This window comes from Paenibacillus sp. NAIST15-1, assembly GCF_001894745.1.
In the GTDB taxonomy this organism is placed as follows: domain Bacteria; phylum Bacillota; class Bacilli; order Paenibacillales; family Paenibacillaceae; genus Paenibacillus_B; species Paenibacillus_B suaedae.
In genome coordinates this window covers 149,636-167,133 of record NZ_BBYF01000010.1, presented here as the reverse complement: position 1 = coordinate 167,133, position 17,498 = coordinate 149,636, and the positions used below count along the sequence as shown (strand labels likewise).

Here is a 17,498-nt window from a genome sequence, read left to right as displayed (position 1 = left end):
ATGTAGAAAAATCTGCATGAAAAAGAAAAAGAGCAGGCTGCAAGGCATCCGCCTGCATCCTGCTCTCCACTGAACCTAAATTTATTCCGTTACGATATCATGGACAAGCACTGGTGCCTCTGCATGGTCGCTAATCCGAATGTTCTCATAAATCTTCGCAATGACGTCATCCACGTTCTCACGATTTGCATGAATCGTTACCAAGGACTCGCCTGCCTTAACCGCATCCCCAACCTTCTTGTTCAGCATCAAGCCTACAGCAAGATCGATCTCGGACTCCTTCGTTGCGCGGCCAGCGCCAAGCAGCATCGCTGCTGTACCAATCTCGTCAGCGACGATTTCTGCCACTACGCCGTCTTCCTTAGCAGGAACTTCGATCTTGTAAGCAGCCTGCGGCAGCTTGTTCGGATCGTCGACGACCTCTGGATTGCCGCCTTGGTTCGCGATGAATTCCTTGAACTTCTCCAACGCTTTGCCGTTCGTGATGACTTCCTTCAGCTTCTCTTCCGCCTCTTCCAAGGAGGACGCCTTGCCAGCAAGGAATACCATCTGTCTGCCAAGCGCGAAGCACAGCTCTTCCAGATCCTCAGGGCCATGTCCACGCAGTGTATCAATCGCTTCCTGTACTTCAAGCGAGTTGCCGATTGCACGTCCGAGCGGTTGGCTCATATCGGATATAACAGCCATCGTCTTGCGACCGACATTGTTGCCGATGCTGACCATTGCATGCGCCAATTCCTTCGCATCCTCAGCCGTCTTCATGAAGGCCCCTGCTCCAGTCTTCACATCGAGCACGATGGCATCGGAACCTGCTGCAATCTTCTTGCTCATAATGGAGCTTGCAATAAGCGGAATGGAATTGACAGTTGCTGTAACGTCACGCAGGGCATACAACTTCTTGTCCGCAGGCGTTAAGTTGCCTGTCTGACCGATTACCGCAATTTTATGGTTGTTGACTAGGTTTACGAACTCGTCCTTCGTAATTTCCACATGGAAGCCTTCGATTGCCTCGAGCTTATCAATCGTACCGCCTGTATGGCCAAGCCCACGGCCTGACATCTTGGCTACCGGAATATCCAATGCAGCAACTAGAGGGGCGAGTACAAGCGTCGTCGTATCGCCAACACCGCCAGTTGAATGCTTATCCACCTTAACGCCCTCAATTGCTGAGAGATCAATCGTTTCACCGGAGTTGACCATGGCCATCGTCAAATCAGCCCGTTCCCGCTCCGTCATATCTTGAAAATAAATGGCCATCGCAAATGCACTGACTTGATAATCCGGGATATCACCCTTGGTATAGCCATCAATAACAAAGTTAATTTCCTCTGTCGTCAGTTCCTTGCCGTCACGCTTCTTCGCAATCAGATCCACCATTCTCATCGTTGATTCTCCTCGCTCTCCATTGGATATATGCTTGAACGCAGGTTCGTTCATCATTCTTAACCAAAAACGAATTCACTATAATGCCAACCCTATAAACGCCTTTGCTTGTTGCTAATGACAAAACTACTTACAGCGAAATAGCTGTCTCCAGTGCCACTTCCATCATGTCATTGAACGTTGTTTGACGCTCTTGCGATGTCGTTTCCTCACCTGTCAGCAAGTGGTCACTAACTGTTAAGATTGTCAATGCATTCACACCATATTTCGCAGCCAGTGTGTACAGAGCCGTTGTTTCCATTTCCACGGCCAATACGCCATAATCCATCAGCTTCTGAACAACAGACTTGTCATCGCGGTAGAACATGTCGGAAGTGAAGATGTTGCCGACATGAACGTTCATTCCCTTCGCAACCGCATTCTCATAAGCCCCCTTCAGCAAGGAGAAGCTGGCGATTGGAGAGTAGTCATATCCACCGAAGACATGACGGTTCATGCTGGAATCTGTACAAGTTGCTTGAGCAAGCACGACATCACGCACATGAACGTCCTTCTGCATCGCACCGCAAGTACCTACACGGAACAAGTTCTTCACACCGTACTCATTGATCAGCTCATTTACATAAATGCTTGTTGTTGGAACCCCCATGCCCGTACCTTGTACGGAGATGCGCTTGCCTTTGTAAGTTCCCGTGAAGCCGAGCATCCCGCGAACCTCGTTATAGCAAGTAATATCCTCCAAGTACGTTTCTGCGATATATTTCGCACGCAATGGATCTCCTGGCAACAATATCGTTTCTGCAACGTCGCCTTGTTTCGCTCCAATGTGTACACTCATAGTTATGTTCCTCCAGTATGATGAATTATTTCAAATCCGAATTATTTCAAATCAGATAAAAAGCTCTTGCCATACGCTGGTGCCGCAACTGCAAAGTTCTCAGCAACCGTTGCCGCGATATCTGCAAATGTTCCACGAAGTGGAAGCTCCTTGCCTCCATCTACAAAGCGCGGTGAATATGCAATCAGTGGAACGTACTCCCTAGTATGGTCAGTGCCTTTGTACGTTGGATCATTGCCATGGTCTGCTGTAATGAGGAGCAGATCCTCATCCGTCATCTTCGCAAATACTTCAGGCAGCCGAGCATCATATTCCTCTAGCGCACGTCCGTAACCCGCTGGATCGCGGCGATGTCCGTACAATGCATCGAAGTCAACGAGATTTATGAAACTTAATCCCTTGAATGGCTCATCCAGTGTCGCGATAAATTTATCCATGCCGTCCATATTAGACTTTGTTCGAATTGCTTGTGTAATTCCTTCGCCATCATAAATATCTGAAATTTTGCCTAATGCGATCACATCGTAGCCTTGATCCTGCAGCTCATTCATTGTTGTGCGGCCAAATGGCTTCAAGGCATAATCATGTCTGTTCGACGTACGCGTGAAGTTCCCAGGCTCCCCTACAAATGGACGAGCAATAATTCGTCCAAGCATGTAAGGGTCATCACGAGTAATTTCGCGACAGAACTCACAAATCTCGTACAGCTCCTTCAATGGAACTACCTCTTCATGCGCTGCAATTTGTAGTACAGAATCCGCAGAAGTATAAATAATGAGAGCGCCTGTCTTCACATGCTCTTCACCGAGCTCATCGATAATTTCGGTTCCGCTTGCCGGCTTGTTGCCGATTACCTTGCGTCCCGTCTTCGCCTCAATGCGTTCAATCAGTTCCGCTGGGAATCCATCCGGAAACACGCGGAATGGAGTATCAATATACAGCCCCATGATCTCCCAATGTCCAGTCATTGTATCTTTGCCGCGGGAGGTTTCTTGCATTTTGCCATAATAGCCTAGGGGACGTTCGGCCACCTCTATGCCAGGAATCGAACGAATATTGGACAAGCCGAGTGCAGCCATATTAGGCATGTTCAGCCCTCCGCATTCCTGTGCGATATGCCCGAGTGTATCTGAGCCTACATCATCGAATTGTGCCGCATCAGGCGCTTCACCGATGCCTACCGAGTCCATAACGATAAGATGAATCCTTTTGAATGTTGTCATCATGTCGTTCCCCTTTCCCAAGCTGATTTAGATGCTTACAACGTCCACTTAACCAGAAGTGGACGTTGTGAATATAGTTATAGGAAAATACCTGCAACAATCGCAGACAATACGCTTACCATAGTAGCGCCGTACAGCAAGCGAAGACCGAAGCGTGCCACTACGTTGCCCTGCTTTTCATGAAGTCCCTTCACCGCACCAGAAATGATGCCGATCGAGGAGAAGTTCGCGAACGATACCAAGAATACAGATACGATACCTGTAGTACGCTCAGACAGAGCTAGCTTGCCAAGATCCAGCATCGCGACGAATTCGTTCGCTACCATCTTCGTTGCCATAATGCTTCCCGCATCGACCGCTTCCTTCCAAGGTACCCCCATCAGGAATGCGAATGGTGCGAACACATACCCAAGCACTTCTTGGAATGAAATTCCGAAGATACTGCCGAAGATGCCGTTGATAAGTGCAATCAAGGCAACGAAACCGATCAGCATCGCAGCAACAGTAATCGCGACCTTGAAGCCGTCCATAATGTATTCGCCCAGCATTTCGAAGAACGATTGCTTATGCTCTTCTTGTACTTCCAAGATATCTTCTTCCTTCGATACCTTATATGGATTCAAAATCGAAGCGATAATAAATCCGCCAAATAGGTTCAATACAAGCGCAGTTACTACATATTTAGGCTGAATCATTGTCATATAAGCACCGACAATGGACATCGATACTGTCGACATCGCAGAAGCACAAAGTGTATATAAACGGCGCTCCGGCAGCAATCCAATTTGCTTTTTCACCGAAATAAATACTTCGGACTGACCCAGAATTGCAGATGCTACTGCGTTGTATGATTCCAGCTTACCCATACCGTTAACCTTGCTCAATCCAAGACCGATGTACTTAATAATGAACGGCAAGATTTTCGTGTATTGCAAAATACCAATCAAGGCGGAAATAAAAACAATCGGCAGCAAAACGTTTAAGAAAAATTGAGTTCCTTGAATATCATTCACGATTCCGCCAAACACAAAGTTAATGCCTTCGGCTGCATAACCGAGCAATGATTCAAAAACTTTAGCAAATTTGCCGATTATCACTTCCCCGACACTTGTATTCAACAACACAAATGCCAGAATTGCCTGCAACACGACCATTATGGCCAATGGACGATAGCGAATGTTGCGTCGATCCTTACTTGCGATATATGTGAGTCCGAATACAGCCAGCAGACCAATGATCGCAATTACAAATTTCATGTAAAGTTCCCCCCATGCTAGAGCATGCATCGATTTCTTAAAAATGATTTAGAGCACCTTGTTACCGCTTTCAAATCGAACGTGATTTCTATCTTTGATTTACTCGCTATCCTTTTCCATATCGGCACCTGAAAACGCGCCAGGAAGCAGTTGGGACATTGTCCATTCCTCTGTGTCACCCTTAAGATTCGTCAAGTAAATCTTCGTATCACCATCGCAGAACTCTGCCAACACTTGGCGACAAGCTCCACACGGAGATACAGGACCTTCCGTATCCGCAACTACAGCAACAGCTTCTACCTTACGTTTGCCTTCCGATACAGCCTTGAATACAGCCGTTCGTTCCGCACAGTTCGTCAAGCCATAGGATGCGTTCTCTACGTTGCAGCCACGATAAATGGTTCCATCCGCTAAAATAGCCGCCCCAACCTGGAAATGAGAATATGGTGCGTAAGCCTGCTTGCGCGCCTCCAACGCTTCTTGAATCAACTGTTCTTTCATGGGCTGATCCTCCTCATTGGACAGTGAATCATCCCTTCCATAAGCGACTCGCCTACCGAAGGAATGATTCACGTCTCTATTTTAATAAGAAGATGTCGATGTAATGCCATTCATGATGCTGACGCCAGAGCTTGCTCCAATTCGAGTTGCTCCCGCTTCAATCATGTTGTTCACATCTTCCAAGCTGCGAACACCGCCAGAAGCCTTCACACCTGTCTGCTGGCCAACCGTCTTGCGCATAAGTGCTACATCTTCACGAGTCGCACCGCCTGTCGAGAAGCCTGTAGATGTCTTCACGAAGTCAGCTCCTGCCTTCACAGCCAGTTCACAAGCGCGAACCTTCTGCTCATCAGTAAGCAGGCAAGTCTCAATAATGACCTTAACGAGCGCTTTGCCTGAAGCCGCTTTCACAACCGCCTCGATGTCCTTCAGTACGAATTCATCGTTGCCGGCCTTCAGCTCTCCAATATTAATAACCATATCGACTTCGGTTGCACCATTAGCAATCGCATCTTGCGTCTCCAATGCCTTAACGGCAGATGTAGATGCACCGAGTGGGAATCCAATAACCGTACATACCTTAACTTCTGTACCAGCAAGCTGCTCTGCACAGTAAGCCACCCAAGTCGGGTTAACGCACACTGAAGCGAATTGATACTGCTTCGCTTCCTCAACCAGCTTGGCAATATCCGCTTGAACAGCGTCTGCCTTCAACATCGTATGGTCAATCATACGTGCTATGCTCATGCTGCACACCCCTTATATTCTTGTGTCATATCCATTTAACAAATGTAATATTGATTTCATGGGTATCATATCATGCGGTCTGAACAGATGTAAAGCTTGCTCAGAAATTTTGTTCATTACAATATTATGAACAGCTTTCTTACAATATTTTGAACAAAAAGCGCATAAAAAATCCCTCAGAATAGAATATGGGGCTTCGCCTCCACGTACCTACTCTAAGGGCTTTCATTGTCGCTGCAAAGCGGTAATTATTGCAATAATGCTTGCGCCGTAAATTGATCGGTTACGAGTATATTGGCATATTTACCAACAAGCGCTGCACGGATCGCATCAATCTTGCGCTGTCCCCCTGCTACAAGTATCGACTTGTCCTTCTCTCGCAAATCCGACAAATCAATTCCTACGGTTCGATCATTAATTCCTTCACTGCAAATGCGGCCCTCCGCATCGAAGAATCGCGAGCATATATCACCAACACCTCTGCTCTGCAGCAGCTTCTTCTCTTCACTGCTGAAGTAGCCAAGCTGGAACAACAATGCATCATCATTCACCGTACCCACGGTGAACATCGCAATATTGGCCTGCTTGCCAAGCTGAATGATTCGGCGGATATGCCGATCCTCCTCCACCATTTGCTTCAAGGCGACGCTGTCAAATATAACGGGCAGCGGCAAATAACGGGCAATCGTATGAAAGGCTGATGCAAACAGATTCACCGTCTCCGCCGCATAAGTATTCACATGCGAGTGGCTAATGCCTCCCTTGAGCTGTACGACCTCAACGCCTCGAACCTGCTTCTGTTGAAGCTGCTGTGCAACTGCATGCATCGTACGTCCCCATGTTACACCGATAATATCTGTATCTTGAACCGTTTCGGCTAAATACTCAGCTGCTCGCTTGCTAATATGTTTCTGAATTTCCTTGTATTCGTTCGCCGGCGAATAGCAGACGAGTGCCGTATCCAGTCCATACCGATGTCTAAGTCGTGCTCCCAATGCGTCCAGATCCTCAAGCGGATCGACAATATCGATCCGTACGAACCCTTGCTCCTTCGCATATTGCAGCAGCCGGGATACAGTCGGACGGGATACCCCTAACTTGGCTGCAATGTCCATCTGGCTATAATCCGATAAATAATATAATCTTGCCGCTTCAATACTCAATCGCTGTTTGTCATGATCCATGTCTACAACCCACTTTTGTGAAATGATTCTATGAATATGCCGTCAACACGCATAGGCAAGACAGCCGCAATCTTACTTCATTGAACCTATACTATCATAATCTGCAGATATGTAAACGCTCACGAACGAATCAGAGACTTCTGTCCAATTGTGAACAATCGTGAAAACATTAGCTCCAAATCCTATATTTCCATCACTTTATGAAGCCTTATTCTATTATTCAATAATTCAGTAATTACCAATCACAAGCGGGGAAATTACTTGAACATGCGAACAATCATGTCACAATCAGGCATGCTGAAATATTCACCCGCTTCAATCTTCATAAGCGCCAGACCTTGAATCATGGACCAATATAGCGTAGCCAGCCGCTTGGCATCCCCGCTGTGAATCTCACCCCTGCGCTGACCTTCCTCTATTATCCCTACCATATGCTTCATTGGACTGGTTAATTGCTGCATCTGTGACTTCACGGAATCCGGCATCGATTGATACGTAGAGGCTTGCAGCATAATGTGATGATAATACACGGCCTCTTCGCGCTCCGCGAACGCACTTAAAATTTGCTGCGTCATCCATGCAATCTGATCCAAGCTATTCCCTTGACTCGACACCGTCATCAGCATCAATTGATCGGAAGATTGCAGTGCCCGTTCCACTAAGGTTTCGAATATCTCATCCTTCGACTCAAAATAATGATAGACAAGACCATGACTCAAAGAAGCTTCCTTTGCAATGTCGCTAATCTTGGTAGCTACGAATCCTCTATTGGAAAATACCTTTAAAGCGCTGCTTAAAATCTGTTCCTTACGCTCGTCCCGAATCAACTTATTTTGATCCGCATTTCTAGGTGACATAAACATACAGCTCTGCACGAACAGCAGCTAATGGAACTAGCAACCGCACGGCAGAGCCCCCTCCTTTACACAATGAATCATTCTACGAATGCCTATACAGATGTATGATCCGAATACTTCGACTGCACAGCATTTGCCGCATGAAACCGTTCATTCCCCATCAAGAGACCCATCGGCAGAACTAGGGCGGCAGCTATAACCAGCAGCCAGAAGCCGGAGTGAATGGAAGCGACGAGCGACGCTCTTAATGCTGCAGCTGCATGGTCTGGTAACAGCGATGTCGACCCAATCAGCATTTGCGCATTGCTCAACTTATCCAGTACTGCCGAATCCAGCTGCAAAACCGAAGCCTGACGCTGAATTTCTGTTGCCAGATGCTGATTTACAATGGCCGCCATGATAGACGCTCCAAGCACACCGCCAATCGTACGAAAGAAGGTAACCATCGAGGTAGCGACTCCTCTGTATCGTTCAGGTGCAGTAAGTGTTGCAGCCGTCTGCGCATTCGGCATAAGGATTCCAATCCCGACACCTATTAAGGCTGTATTTCCCCTAACATACCACATATTTACGTCAAGCGGCAGAGTCGTAAATAAGAATGCACTCATTCCCATAAGACTTGACGCGAGCAGCACCGATCCCCTCCAACTGAGCCGCTTCATCAGCATTGTTCCCAGTACAGTACCAACCATAACCGAGAACATCATCGGCGTTAGCGCATTCCCCGCATCCTTCACGTTTCCCCCAAGCCCCGCCTGAATGAAAAATGGAATGTAGAGCAAAGCACCATACATAATCATCCCTTGAACAAAGGAAGCTAGCGAAACGCCAGCAATCGTCCGATTGCGGAATAAGTGAAGAGGGATAATGGCCTCAGATGCCCGCAGCTCGATCTCGATAAATAGAACCAGTGCCAGTGCCCCACCTAGCAGCATAAGCAGTACTTCCCACGACCCCCAAGCATAATCCTCACCCGCCAGCTTGAATGCTAACAAGAGAATCACAGTTGTCACAATAAGAAGCAGCGCGCCAGCATAATCCACCTTCGGCTTGCCTGAATTAGCGCGTGATTCAACCAATGACCAGCACATGATGAAGATGGCTGCGATACCAAACGGAATATTCACGAAGAAGTTCCAATGCCAGTTGAGTTGGTCCGTAATAAAAGCGCCAATTGTCGGCCCAACGACAGAAGAGAGCGCAAATACCCCCATGAAGAGAGCTTGGAATTTGCCTGTACGTTCCTGCGGAATAATCGTAAAAATAAGCGTGAACGTAATCGGCATGAGGAAACCAGCTCCTAGTCCCTGAATTCCTCGAAAGACGATAAGCTGCGTCATTGAAGTTGCGAGCCCACATAGCAGTGAGCCTCCCGTGAACAGGGCCAATCCTGCTATATAAAATCGCTTGCGCCCGTACATATCGGACAGCTTTCCCACTACCGGCATGATCGCTGTTGATGCCAGCATGTAAATCGTGAATACCCATGATACAACATCTAGCCCACCAATTTTCTGAACAATGGAAGGCAGTGCAGTAGATACAATTGTTTGATCCAAGGACGACAGGAATATGCTTAACAGCAGCGCTGCTATCGTCCAATTTCGTTTGCTTCGGTTCATTTCCATACGAATGTTCCTTTCTGCAATGCGGTAATTTGCGCGGGTTTTTACATTGACTAATTATTCAATCAAAAATATTGTAGAACCACCCTCACAAATAATCAAGTTAATATTCGGAATTCACCCTCTCTTTTTTTGTATTCATGAACAAGATCATCAAATAACCGCCTCAAAGGTGGTTTTTTGTTTCTCGCGTTTTACGCTCTCAACTGGCTAAAGCCTAAATAACAAAAACGAGAACCCGCTCCAATTCGCTTTGGAGGGGATTCCCGTTTTTTTATTTACTATTTATAAGTTCCAAATAGCTTTCGGCAATTTTCATCAAGCTTTCTTTGCTGATTTTATCCATCTTGCCCTGGACATTATAGACGTATCTTTTCTTTTTGTCCGGACTCTCGTATACCCATGTCAGATTGTGCACATGCGCAGGACCATATTCTGTAAGCAGCATTTCTACCCCCTTCACTTGAACCTTGTCCTGTTTAAACTCACTTTGCTCGTCAATATACATTCCTCCATTCTTTTTGTTCAGATTAGTGATCGTAACCTGGATTGTATCCTCTCCATTTCGATAAGTGACCCAAATACTATGAAATTGATCTGTCATTTCGACCGGCATCATGGCATATCCTTTTTTGGACTTTTCTGCCTGTTTTCTCAGCTTTTCCGTCATCGCCTTTTTTTCTTCCGGAGAAGGAGGATTTACTTCCTGAGCATTTTTAAAGAGCACTTGCGCTTCTTTGAATTTATAATTTCCATTGACACTGTCTGCAATCTTAACGGTTTTATCCGTAATCTTATCGCGCAATTGAGAGAGATTTTGGAATGGAGCCAACTTCGTTCCAAGGTCTGTTTGATGATTCTTGTTATTGGCAACCACATAGAACAACCCAGCTTCCCCGTTCTTTAGCACCTTCTCCTTAAGTTCAAAAAATGCATCGTAACGCTTTCTTTCATCCTTCGATTCTGTTTTTCCGGCCTCTAGCGTCTTCGTCGATTTCGTCTCATATACGACTTCGCCATCCTTATTCTTCAAAGAATGATACTGTACGGCCGCGTAACTCGTGGAGGCCATCAACATCATCCCTACAACCGCAGTCAAAGCAACTTTATATTTCATGAAAAATCTCTCCTTTTCTTTTGGCTCAGCACGTAATATTTGCATAACCTTTCATGTCAAGTCGGCATCGGGAATGCACGGATTCATCAAATTAGCCCGCTTCAATCTGCAAATCGATCTCGAATTTGCCGTATTCCATCCGGCATCTCTGCGATGATCTGACTTAACTCCACGTCATTCAATCCCTTCCCCCCTTTCACTCTATACAACGAACAGCTAGGCCAAAAATGTGACAACATAAAAAAATCATTCCGGTAATCATGGGATCTGACGACAAAAAACCTGCATCCGATTTTGCTCTTGAGCGTAATTCCTATGCGGCTCATGCGATTTGATCCGCCGCAATATGGCCGGCGGGAATCCGCTCCAATTCGCTTTGGAGCAGCCCTCATTTTTTAGTCGTTTATTATTCCAAATAGCTTTCAGCAATTTTCATCAAGGCTTCTTTACTTACCTTATTTATATCTCCATCTATCGTATAGACGTATTTCACCTTTTTGTCCGGGCTCTCGTATACCCATTTCAGCTCATGCCACTTTGAACGACCCCAATCTGTATACAGCATTTCTACTCCCTTCACTTGAACCTTCTCCTGCTTAAACTCTACTTTCTCGTCAATATACAATCCAGCGTTCATGCCCTTTCCACTCAGATTAGTGACATTAACCCCGATTTTATCCTCTCCATTTTGATACGTAGCATTGAGAATGAAAAACTGATTTGTCATTTCAACTGGCATCATGGCATATCCCTGATTGGATTCTTCTGCCTGCTTTCTCAGTTTTTCCGCCATCGCCTTTTGTTCTTCCGGAGAAGGTGGATTTACTTCCTGAGCATTTCTAAAGAGTACATCCGCTTCTTTGAATTTATAATTTCCATTGACACTGTCTGGAATCTTGATGGATTTATCCGTAATCTTTTCGCGTAATTGAGAGAGATTTTGGAATGGCATCGCCTTCGTTCCAAGATTTGTTTGATGATCCGGGTTATTGGCAACCAGATAGAACAGTCCAGCTTCACCGCTCTTTAACATCTTCTCCTTGAGTTCATGAAATGCCTTGAAATGCTCTTGTACATCTTTCGTTTCTGCTGGTCCCATCTCTTTCGCTGATTTAGTCTCATATACGACTTCGCCATCCTTATTCGACAATGAATTATACTGAACGGCCGCGTAACCCGTCGAAGCCATTAACATCAGCCCTACAATCACAGTCAAAGAAACTTTATTTTTCACAAAAAACCTCTCTTTTTTTTGGGGTTCAGCATGCAAAATTCTCATGACCTTTCCTGTCAAGTCAGCGTTGGGAATGCGCGGGTCATTAAATAATTTTTTCAAATCCCGATCCTTGTCCATATTCATCCACTCCCAGCCCCTTTACATGAGCATAATGCTCTCGGAATTTTGCAGCCGTACGTTCGTATTTTTTACGCAGGCTTGCGCTGTTTTTACCCAAAATCAAACCGATCTCTTGATAGCTCTTATCCTCGACGCAGCGTAAAATTAATAAGTTCCGTTCTTCGGCCGTTAATTTTGACAAGGCTTGATGCACGGATTCATCAAAATAGTTGGCTTCAATCTGCAAATCGACATCGTTATTTTCCTTCTCGTCCCGGTAAAAAAACGGCAAATATTTCACCAGCTTCCGCTTGCGGATCATATCAATGCATTGATGATAAGCAATCTTGTACAACCAGGCTCGAAAGGGGACCTCACTCTGATATTTCCGCAAATTGCGAAATGTCTTTAAAAATACTTCCTGTGCGTTATCCTCCGCTTCGGTATAATTGCCGAGCATGTGATAACAATAGAGAAAAATCGGTTTTTGGTATTTTTCCATAATCATCTCAAATTTTGCTGTGTTCCCATCCAGAACCTCTGCGATGATCTGACTTAACTCCGCGTCATCCAAGCCCTACTCCCCCTTCCACTCTGTATAACGAACAACTGGGCTAAGAATGTGACAACATGAAAAAATAATTTCGGCAACTATAGGATATGACGACAATAAACGACCTGCGGATTAAGGTAAATTGAGGATAAAAGGGCACGCAACGATCAATTCGTTCCCAGCACTTAATGAGGGGATGAAAATGGGGACGTAATCTGTCCATATGTAGGGTTCAACCTTTCCTCGTTCCAAAAAGGGAACTGAAGAATGGGAGGCCGCCAGCATTTCGAAAAAACCCACGCTACGCAAATTTCGATAGAAAAAGAGGCCGGGTTTCCCCCTGTAGCATTGAAGAAGCGGCCCCTTTCCGACATTATTTGATTTTTTCCAATATCATTTTCCCAGACGAAGTCGTTACATCCAGAACAGGCGACTCCGATGTGGCCTGATTGACACTTGCCTCGAAATTTCTCTTGCTTTCCTTATGCTCGAGCGTTACCGGAATTTTCAAATCGGCACGTTCCAGCTTCGTATCGCCTACAATTCGGAATACTGCGTCCGGCTGGACTCGAATGGTCGCATTGCCCGAACTTGTATGAACGCGAACCGATTCATGGAATGGATCAATAGCCACATCTACGTTGCCAGAGGAGGCCTCTATACTGCCTTTTCCCGCCATTCTTCCGAGTTCAATGTTGCCCGAACTAGCTTCCACCTTATATTCCTTCCCCGCATATCCTTCAACAGATATGTTTCCGGACGAAGCTTCGACAGACAATTGACCAGCTTCAATCTCACCTGTCGTAATATTACCGCTCGAAGCTTCTATCTTTAATTCCTCATAGACCTTCGCGGGAACCTCAACTTCCAGCGATAGAGACATGTTGGAATATAACTTTCCCATTATTGGCCCCACCTTGATCGCTAGCTGATCTTGATCCATTTCCGTGGCCAGGAGTTGTTCTTTCTCTTCTTCGCTGCCATCGAATGTGCCTTTTAATTGAACTTGAATCTGATCGCTAGTTCCAATCTTATATTGGATGTTGGAACTCTTCGTCTTAATCGATATGCGAGATACATTCCCAGCGTCCAAAGATCGCTCTACATGAACAGGGATATCTTTCGTAGAAAGCACATTTGATATTCCTTGCTTACATGCACTTAGGCCGAGTAGAATAGGGATCATCAACAGAGCAGTTATCCATCTTTTGTTATTCAATTTGATTAATCTCCTTTATGAAACTACATCATAATTTAAATGATATTGGAATGAGTTATCCGTATGACGCTGATTAGGATCATCGCTACTTCAACTTGTGAAATCTTTGAATCCTTATTTCCTCATCAATGAATCATCATTTATACTGCATCTCATCTACAATAACTTTGCCTGTCAGATCGAAGACACAGCATGGGCTTGCAGATCAACATATCGTTGTAAAAAATCGGAGGCTTTACTCACGGCACAGGTCTCCGGCAGCCGCTTATACGCCGAGCAAGCAGTCATCTTATAATTAGGATGAACGGAATAAGACTTCCAATAATACGGGATGTCGCTAGGTGACGCTAATTGCCATGCAGCCTCGCCAGTCAGACTAGGGGTGAATGAACACAAGTCAATAGGCATGGATAACCCTTTGCCATCAGCCTTCACATAACTTTCCTTATAGGTCCACAGCTCAATAAAGCGCTCTATCCGTTCGTTCACCGGTACAGAGTCAAGCACCCGCTTCTCATCGATTGACAAAATGCTTGCAAAGCTCCCTAGCTCCATATCTTCATCAATCTGTTCTATATCAATCCCTACTGGGTGATCCTGATCGTTCGCAATGCCGACAACCCATGTTCCTGAATGCGAGATATTGAATTGAATGTGATTGTAAGGCCCACTCATATAAGGCTTGCCGAACTGATCCGCTTGAATCGCAATTTGATCAGATGAACAGCCTGTCATCTCTATTATTAAGCTCTTGGCAACGAGCTCACTTAGCACACAACGAATAGAGTCCATCTCTCGATAGAAACGGCCTACCCTCTCTCTTCGCTCTGGCGATAGAAAAGGCAGCCAGTCGTTCAGCCTGATCATGCTGTCGATTCGAACGGCAATTACTTTCATGATGCCTCCTTCTGCCATACATTCCTGATATATGACAAAAATTATACACCCGCCCCAATCATACTACAATATTTTCCTTTATTTCCTCTACATACGCCCGTAATGGTAAAACAAATAAACACCCAACCGCACGAGTTGGGTGCCTCACTGCAACATTCTATTTAGTACGATGTTTACTGATTCCACATATACATCAACAACCAATTCCCCACCAGAACAATGAGAAAGATAGCAGCCCACACATGCTTTCCTACCACGTACAGCGATAATGCAGCCAGACCAAAAAAAGCGGCCTCGAACAGCGCTCGGATCCAGCCTTCAAGCGGTATCGTTGCCTTGGGAGAGCCAAATGTCCCCCATATCAACATCGCCACGATAACGAAACCACCACCGAGCAAAACCTTCGTTAGAGTGCTGTTGCCCATCTGTATTCCCCAATACGCAAAAGCTGCTAATGTACAAAGCTCTAACACGAACCGCAATCCTAAATTACACATTTGCAACACGTAGATGAACGTATCCATGCTCTCTCCCTCCATACGACTCGATTACACTGTAAAACAATTGGTATTATTGATATAGCTAATAACATTAGTTATAATAGATCATGGTAGGGGGGATTTGTCTACTGGACGATGGAAGTTTACATTTAATCTTAACAATGCACTACGAAATAAATGAAAAGCGATTAACCAATGACTTAAAAACAGAGGAGAAATGAACATGTCACCAAGAGTTGGTTTGACTCCCGCAATGATACTAGAAGCAGCTACCCTAATTGCGGACAAACAGGGGATCGAAGCAGTCACGCTGGCTTCATTAGCACAGCAGCTGAAGGTACGCCCCCCGTCCCTATATAATCACGTTGACGGTTTGCAGGGAATACGACTTTTGTTGTCTATTCATGGCCTGGAGCAATTAAACCACGCCTTGACACGTGCAGCTATTGGACGTTCAGGCGATGAGGCTGTTCGCTCGATAGGCAAAGCATATGTTGCCTTCGTCCGCAATCACCCTGGACTCTATGATGCAACACTCCTAGCCCCTGATCCACAAAACGCGGATGTGCAGCGTGTCAGTACGGAAATTGTTGAACTGGTCGTTCAAGTCCTGCATGCATATGAACTTACTGGCGATGCTGCGATTCATGCTGCACGCGGTCTTCGCAGCTTACTGCACGGGTTCGCATCATTGGAGCAAAAGGGAGGCTTCGGCATTCCCCTCGACCTCGATGTCAGCCTAGAACTGCTAATCAATGCTTTTATTGCCGGCATTCACACGATCAAGGAATCTGCAGAGACGCAATAGACAGCAATTCCACTCGACCAAAATCAATAATTGAAACATCGTTTAGACTAGCAACTTATTATTCGATATAAGTAGAACGAATAAATGCCGATCGAATGATCGGCATTTGTTCATCCGTGTATGCTGCTGACGAAATTTTGACCATTCCCCCTACGCACATATCCGCCTGTTCCATTCTAATCCGAGCAGCGGGTGATTCATGTGAATGAAGAAATTCAACGATTGGAACAGTATCAGCAATCGGTATCTAAGTACGCAGAACAGTATCAGCGCTTTCCCGAGCAGATGAATCAGTCTAGAAATTCCGTCTCCCAGATTGTCGAGGAGCATCGCTTGAAGCTCGTGCGTATCGATCCATACGGCAAGATTGAAGAAGCACAGCAGAGTAATGAGCAGATGCTTGATCGCCTGAAGCTTGGAGATATTCCTGCCACGGCACAGCATGCCGAGCGCGCAAGCCTACTGCTCGCTGAAGCTGTCCAGATCACGCAGCGTCTAGCGGACTTGAAGTTGAAGAACGCTCGCGATATCCAATCCATTGAAACGAAGCTGTCCCAATATGCAGCCCAGGATAAGGAACTGTCTGCATTGACTGCCCGTGCACAGACGCAATATCGAGGCAAGCACTGGGAACAGGCTTGGAGGCAGTATCGTGAGGAGCTTCAGGCTGTAGATACCGTACAATCCGCTCTTCGTCGAGTGACTCAATGGTGCGATGAGGACGTGCAGGAATATGAACAAGCAAGAAGCGAGCTCGATCACACCCTTGCACTCCTTCAGAAGCTTGATCAAGCGGCTGAACAGTACAACGACTTAATCCACAAGCTCGATCGCAAGTTGGAGGAAGCAAAGCAGATGCAAGCATCTGCTGAAGACAGCTTCGCTCAAGGCTTGCATACGATCGATCGCCATCGTATCTACTCCAATTGGCAGCAGCAGGAGAAGCGCTTGGCAGCCATGCAATCCAGCATACGCCAGCTCCTGGCACAGCAGCCGTATGATATTGATTTGCTTACAGATACGGCAACACGGTTCTTGAATGAAGCCAATCAATTCTTGAGTGCAATCGAACGAGCTGCGATTCAGAAACAAAATGTGGAACAGGAACTGGCTAGAATGGAGCAGCGATATCGTTCATCCAGCGCCAAATATGGCAGCAGGCTGAATGTTCACCAATATGGCTCACAGTTCTCATCCATTAGCACTGACGTTGATCGGTTAATGCATAATGGCGCTTACGACGAAGCCGCCCGCAAGGCAGCTGCCTTAGCAGGTATCCTTACAGCAATGGAGCAAGCTTACGAATCGATCATAAGACAAGAAAGACAGCAAGAGGAAGCTGCCGCACGGCAAGCAGCTAATCGCAATACGAGCGGCAACTCATCAGGGGGATCAAGCTGGGGCAACAACAATAATTCTAATTCCTCAGGCGGATCAAGCTGGTAAGCAACATG

General features: G+C 45.9%; 17 protein-coding genes. 2 read left to right on the top strand and 15 right to left on the bottom strand.

What is annotated here, in order from left to right; translation table 11 throughout:
* Positions 1–81: 81 nt before the first annotated feature.
* From PBN151_RS20260 to PBN151_RS20190, 15 genes are all read right to left on the bottom strand, one after another.
* Positions 82–1,383: a pyrimidine-nucleoside phosphorylase gene (locus tag PBN151_RS20260; RefSeq protein WP_072730431.1), complete on the bottom strand. Its 1,302-nt coding sequence runs from the start codon at positions 1,381–1,383 to the stop codon at positions 82–84.
* A gap of 130 nt (positions 1,384–1,513) precedes the next feature.
* On the bottom strand, positions 1,514–2,221 hold the full coding sequence (deoD, locus tag PBN151_RS20255; RefSeq protein ID WP_028531338.1) for a purine-nucleoside phosphorylase: 708 nt from the start codon (positions 2,219–2,221) through the stop codon (positions 1,514–1,516).
* Between the two features lie 41 nt (positions 2,222–2,262).
* Entirely contained in the window at positions 2,263–3,444 is a 1,182-nt protein-coding gene (gene deoB, locus PBN151_RS20250) for a phosphopentomutase (RefSeq protein WP_072730430.1), read from the bottom strand.
* 77 nt (positions 3,445–3,521) lie between these two features.
* Positions 3,522–4,700: a NupC/NupG family nucleoside CNT transporter gene (locus tag PBN151_RS20245; RefSeq protein ID WP_021256909.1), complete on the bottom strand. Its 1,179-nt coding sequence runs from the start codon at positions 4,698–4,700 to the stop codon at positions 3,522–3,524.
* A 99-nt stretch (positions 4,701–4,799) separates the two neighbouring features.
* Positions 4,800–5,201, bottom strand: a complete 402-nt coding sequence (locus tag PBN151_RS20240; RefSeq protein ID WP_021256910.1) for a cytidine deaminase — start codon at positions 5,199–5,201, stop codon at positions 4,800–4,802.
* Between the two features lie 81 nt (positions 5,202–5,282).
* Positions 5,283–5,948, bottom strand: coding sequence for a deoxyribose-phosphate aldolase (gene deoC / locus PBN151_RS20235; protein WP_072730429.1), 666 nt, complete (start codon positions 5,946–5,948; stop codon positions 5,283–5,285).
* A gap of 248 nt (positions 5,949–6,196) precedes the next feature.
* The gene (locus PBN151_RS20230) at positions 6,197–7,132 is read right to left on the bottom strand and encodes a DNA-binding transcriptional repressor DeoR (RefSeq protein ID WP_072730428.1); all 936 of its coding nucleotides are present in this window, start codon (positions 7,130–7,132) and stop codon (positions 6,197–6,199) included.
* A gap of 257 nt (positions 7,133–7,389) precedes the next feature.
* Positions 7,390–7,989, bottom strand: a complete 600-nt coding sequence (locus tag PBN151_RS20225; protein WP_072730427.1) for a TetR/AcrR family transcriptional regulator — start codon at positions 7,987–7,989, stop codon at positions 7,390–7,392.
* Between the two features lie 92 nt (positions 7,990–8,081).
* The gene (locus PBN151_RS20220) at positions 8,082–9,611 is read right to left on the bottom strand and encodes an MDR family MFS transporter (RefSeq protein ID WP_175560760.1); all 1,530 of its coding nucleotides are present in this window, start codon (positions 9,609–9,611) and stop codon (positions 8,082–8,084) included.
* A gap of 277 nt (positions 9,612–9,888) precedes the next feature.
* Positions 9,889–10,731 (bottom strand): DUF4367 domain-containing protein, encoded by an 843-nt coding sequence (locus PBN151_RS20215; RefSeq protein ID WP_072730425.1) that lies wholly within the window; start codon positions 10,729–10,731, stop codon positions 9,889–9,891.
* 406 nt (positions 10,732–11,137) lie between these two features.
* Complete coding sequence (locus PBN151_RS20210) at positions 11,138–12,085, bottom strand: DUF4367 domain-containing protein (RefSeq protein ID WP_072730424.1); 948 nt, start codon at positions 12,083–12,085, stop codon at positions 11,138–11,140.
* Positions 12,051–12,641, bottom strand: coding sequence for an RNA polymerase sigma factor (locus tag PBN151_RS20205; RefSeq protein ID WP_072730423.1), 591 nt, complete (start codon positions 12,639–12,641; stop codon positions 12,051–12,053). Before PBN151_RS20205 ends, PBN151_RS20210 begins: the two co-directional genes overlap by 35 nt.
* Before the next feature lie 352 nt (positions 12,642–12,993).
* Positions 12,994–13,839: a DUF4097 family beta strand repeat-containing protein gene (locus PBN151_RS20200; protein ID WP_072730422.1), complete on the bottom strand. Its 846-nt coding sequence runs from the start codon at positions 13,837–13,839 to the stop codon at positions 12,994–12,996.
* A 174-nt stretch (positions 13,840–14,013) separates the two neighbouring features.
* Positions 14,014–14,736 carry a 4'-phosphopantetheinyl transferase family protein gene (locus PBN151_RS20195; RefSeq protein WP_072730421.1) on the bottom strand — a complete coding sequence of 241 codons (723 nt, stop codon included), beginning with the start codon at positions 14,734–14,736 and terminating at the stop codon, positions 14,014–14,016.
* 173 nt (positions 14,737–14,909) lie between these two features.
* Positions 14,910–15,260 (bottom strand): YrdB family protein, encoded by a 351-nt coding sequence (locus tag PBN151_RS20190; RefSeq protein WP_175560759.1) that lies wholly within the window; start codon positions 15,258–15,260, stop codon positions 14,910–14,912.
* A 199-nt stretch (positions 15,261–15,459) separates the two neighbouring features.
* Between PBN151_RS20190 and PBN151_RS20185 the strand changes: the two genes are divergently transcribed.
* The gene (locus PBN151_RS20185) at positions 15,460–16,044 is read left to right on the top strand and encodes a TetR/AcrR family transcriptional regulator (RefSeq protein ID WP_072730420.1); all 585 of its coding nucleotides are present in this window, start codon (positions 15,460–15,462) and stop codon (positions 16,042–16,044) included.
* A 201-nt stretch (positions 16,045–16,245) separates the two neighbouring features.
* Positions 16,246–17,490, top strand: coding sequence for a hypothetical protein (locus PBN151_RS20180; protein ID WP_072730419.1), 1,245 nt, complete (start codon positions 16,246–16,248; stop codon positions 17,488–17,490).
* Positions 17,491–17,498: the final 8 nt, after the last annotated feature.

Excerpts from the sequence above, each read along its gene's own strand:
- PBN151_RS20240 (WP_021256910.1), bottom strand. The coding sequence starts at position 5,201 with ATGAAAGAACAGTTGATTCAAGAAGCGTTGGAGGCGCGCAAGCAGGCT.
- deoC (WP_072730429.1), bottom strand. The coding sequence starts at position 5,948 with ATGAGCATAGCACGTATGATTGACCATACGATGTTGAAGGCAGACGCT.
- deoB (WP_072730430.1), bottom strand. The coding sequence starts at position 3,444 with ATGACAACATTCAAAAGGATTCATCTTATCGTTATGGACTCGGTAGGC.
- PBN151_RS20225 (WP_072730427.1), bottom strand. The coding sequence starts at position 7,989 with ATGTCACCTAGAAATGCGGATCAAAATAAGTTGATTCGGGACGAGCGT.
- PBN151_RS20195 (WP_072730421.1), bottom strand. The coding sequence starts at position 14,736 with ATGAAAGTAATTGCCGTTCGAATCGACAGCATGATCAGGCTGAACGAC.
- PBN151_RS20210 (WP_072730424.1), bottom strand. The coding sequence starts at position 12,085 with ATGGACAAGGATCGGGATTTGAAAAAATTATTTAATGACCCGCGCATT.
- PBN151_RS20185 (WP_072730420.1), top strand. The coding sequence starts at position 15,460 with ATGTCACCAAGAGTTGGTTTGACTCCCGCAATGATACTAGAAGCAGCT.
- PBN151_RS20245 (WP_021256909.1), bottom strand. The coding sequence starts at position 4,700 with ATGAAATTTGTAATTGCGATCATTGGTCTGCTGGCTGTATTCGGACTC.
- PBN151_RS20230 (WP_072730428.1), bottom strand. The coding sequence starts at position 7,132 with ATGGATCATGACAAACAGCGATTGAGTATTGAAGCGGCAAGATTATAT.
- deoD (WP_028531338.1), bottom strand. The coding sequence starts at position 2,221 with ATGAGTGTACACATTGGAGCGAAACAAGGCGACGTTGCAGAAACGATA.
- PBN151_RS20190 (WP_175560759.1), bottom strand. The coding sequence starts at position 15,260 with ATGGATACGTTCATCTACGTGTTGCAAATGTGTAATTTAGGATTGCGG.
- PBN151_RS20220 (WP_175560760.1), bottom strand. The coding sequence starts at position 9,611 with ATGAACCGAAGCAAACGAAATTGGACGATAGCAGCGCTGCTGTTAAGC.
- PBN151_RS20260 (WP_072730431.1), bottom strand. The coding sequence starts at position 1,383 with ATGAGAATGGTGGATCTGATTGCGAAGAAGCGTGACGGCAAGGAACTG.
- PBN151_RS20215 (WP_072730425.1), bottom strand. The coding sequence starts at position 10,731 with ATGAAATATAAAGTTGCTTTGACTGCGGTTGTAGGGATGATGTTGATG.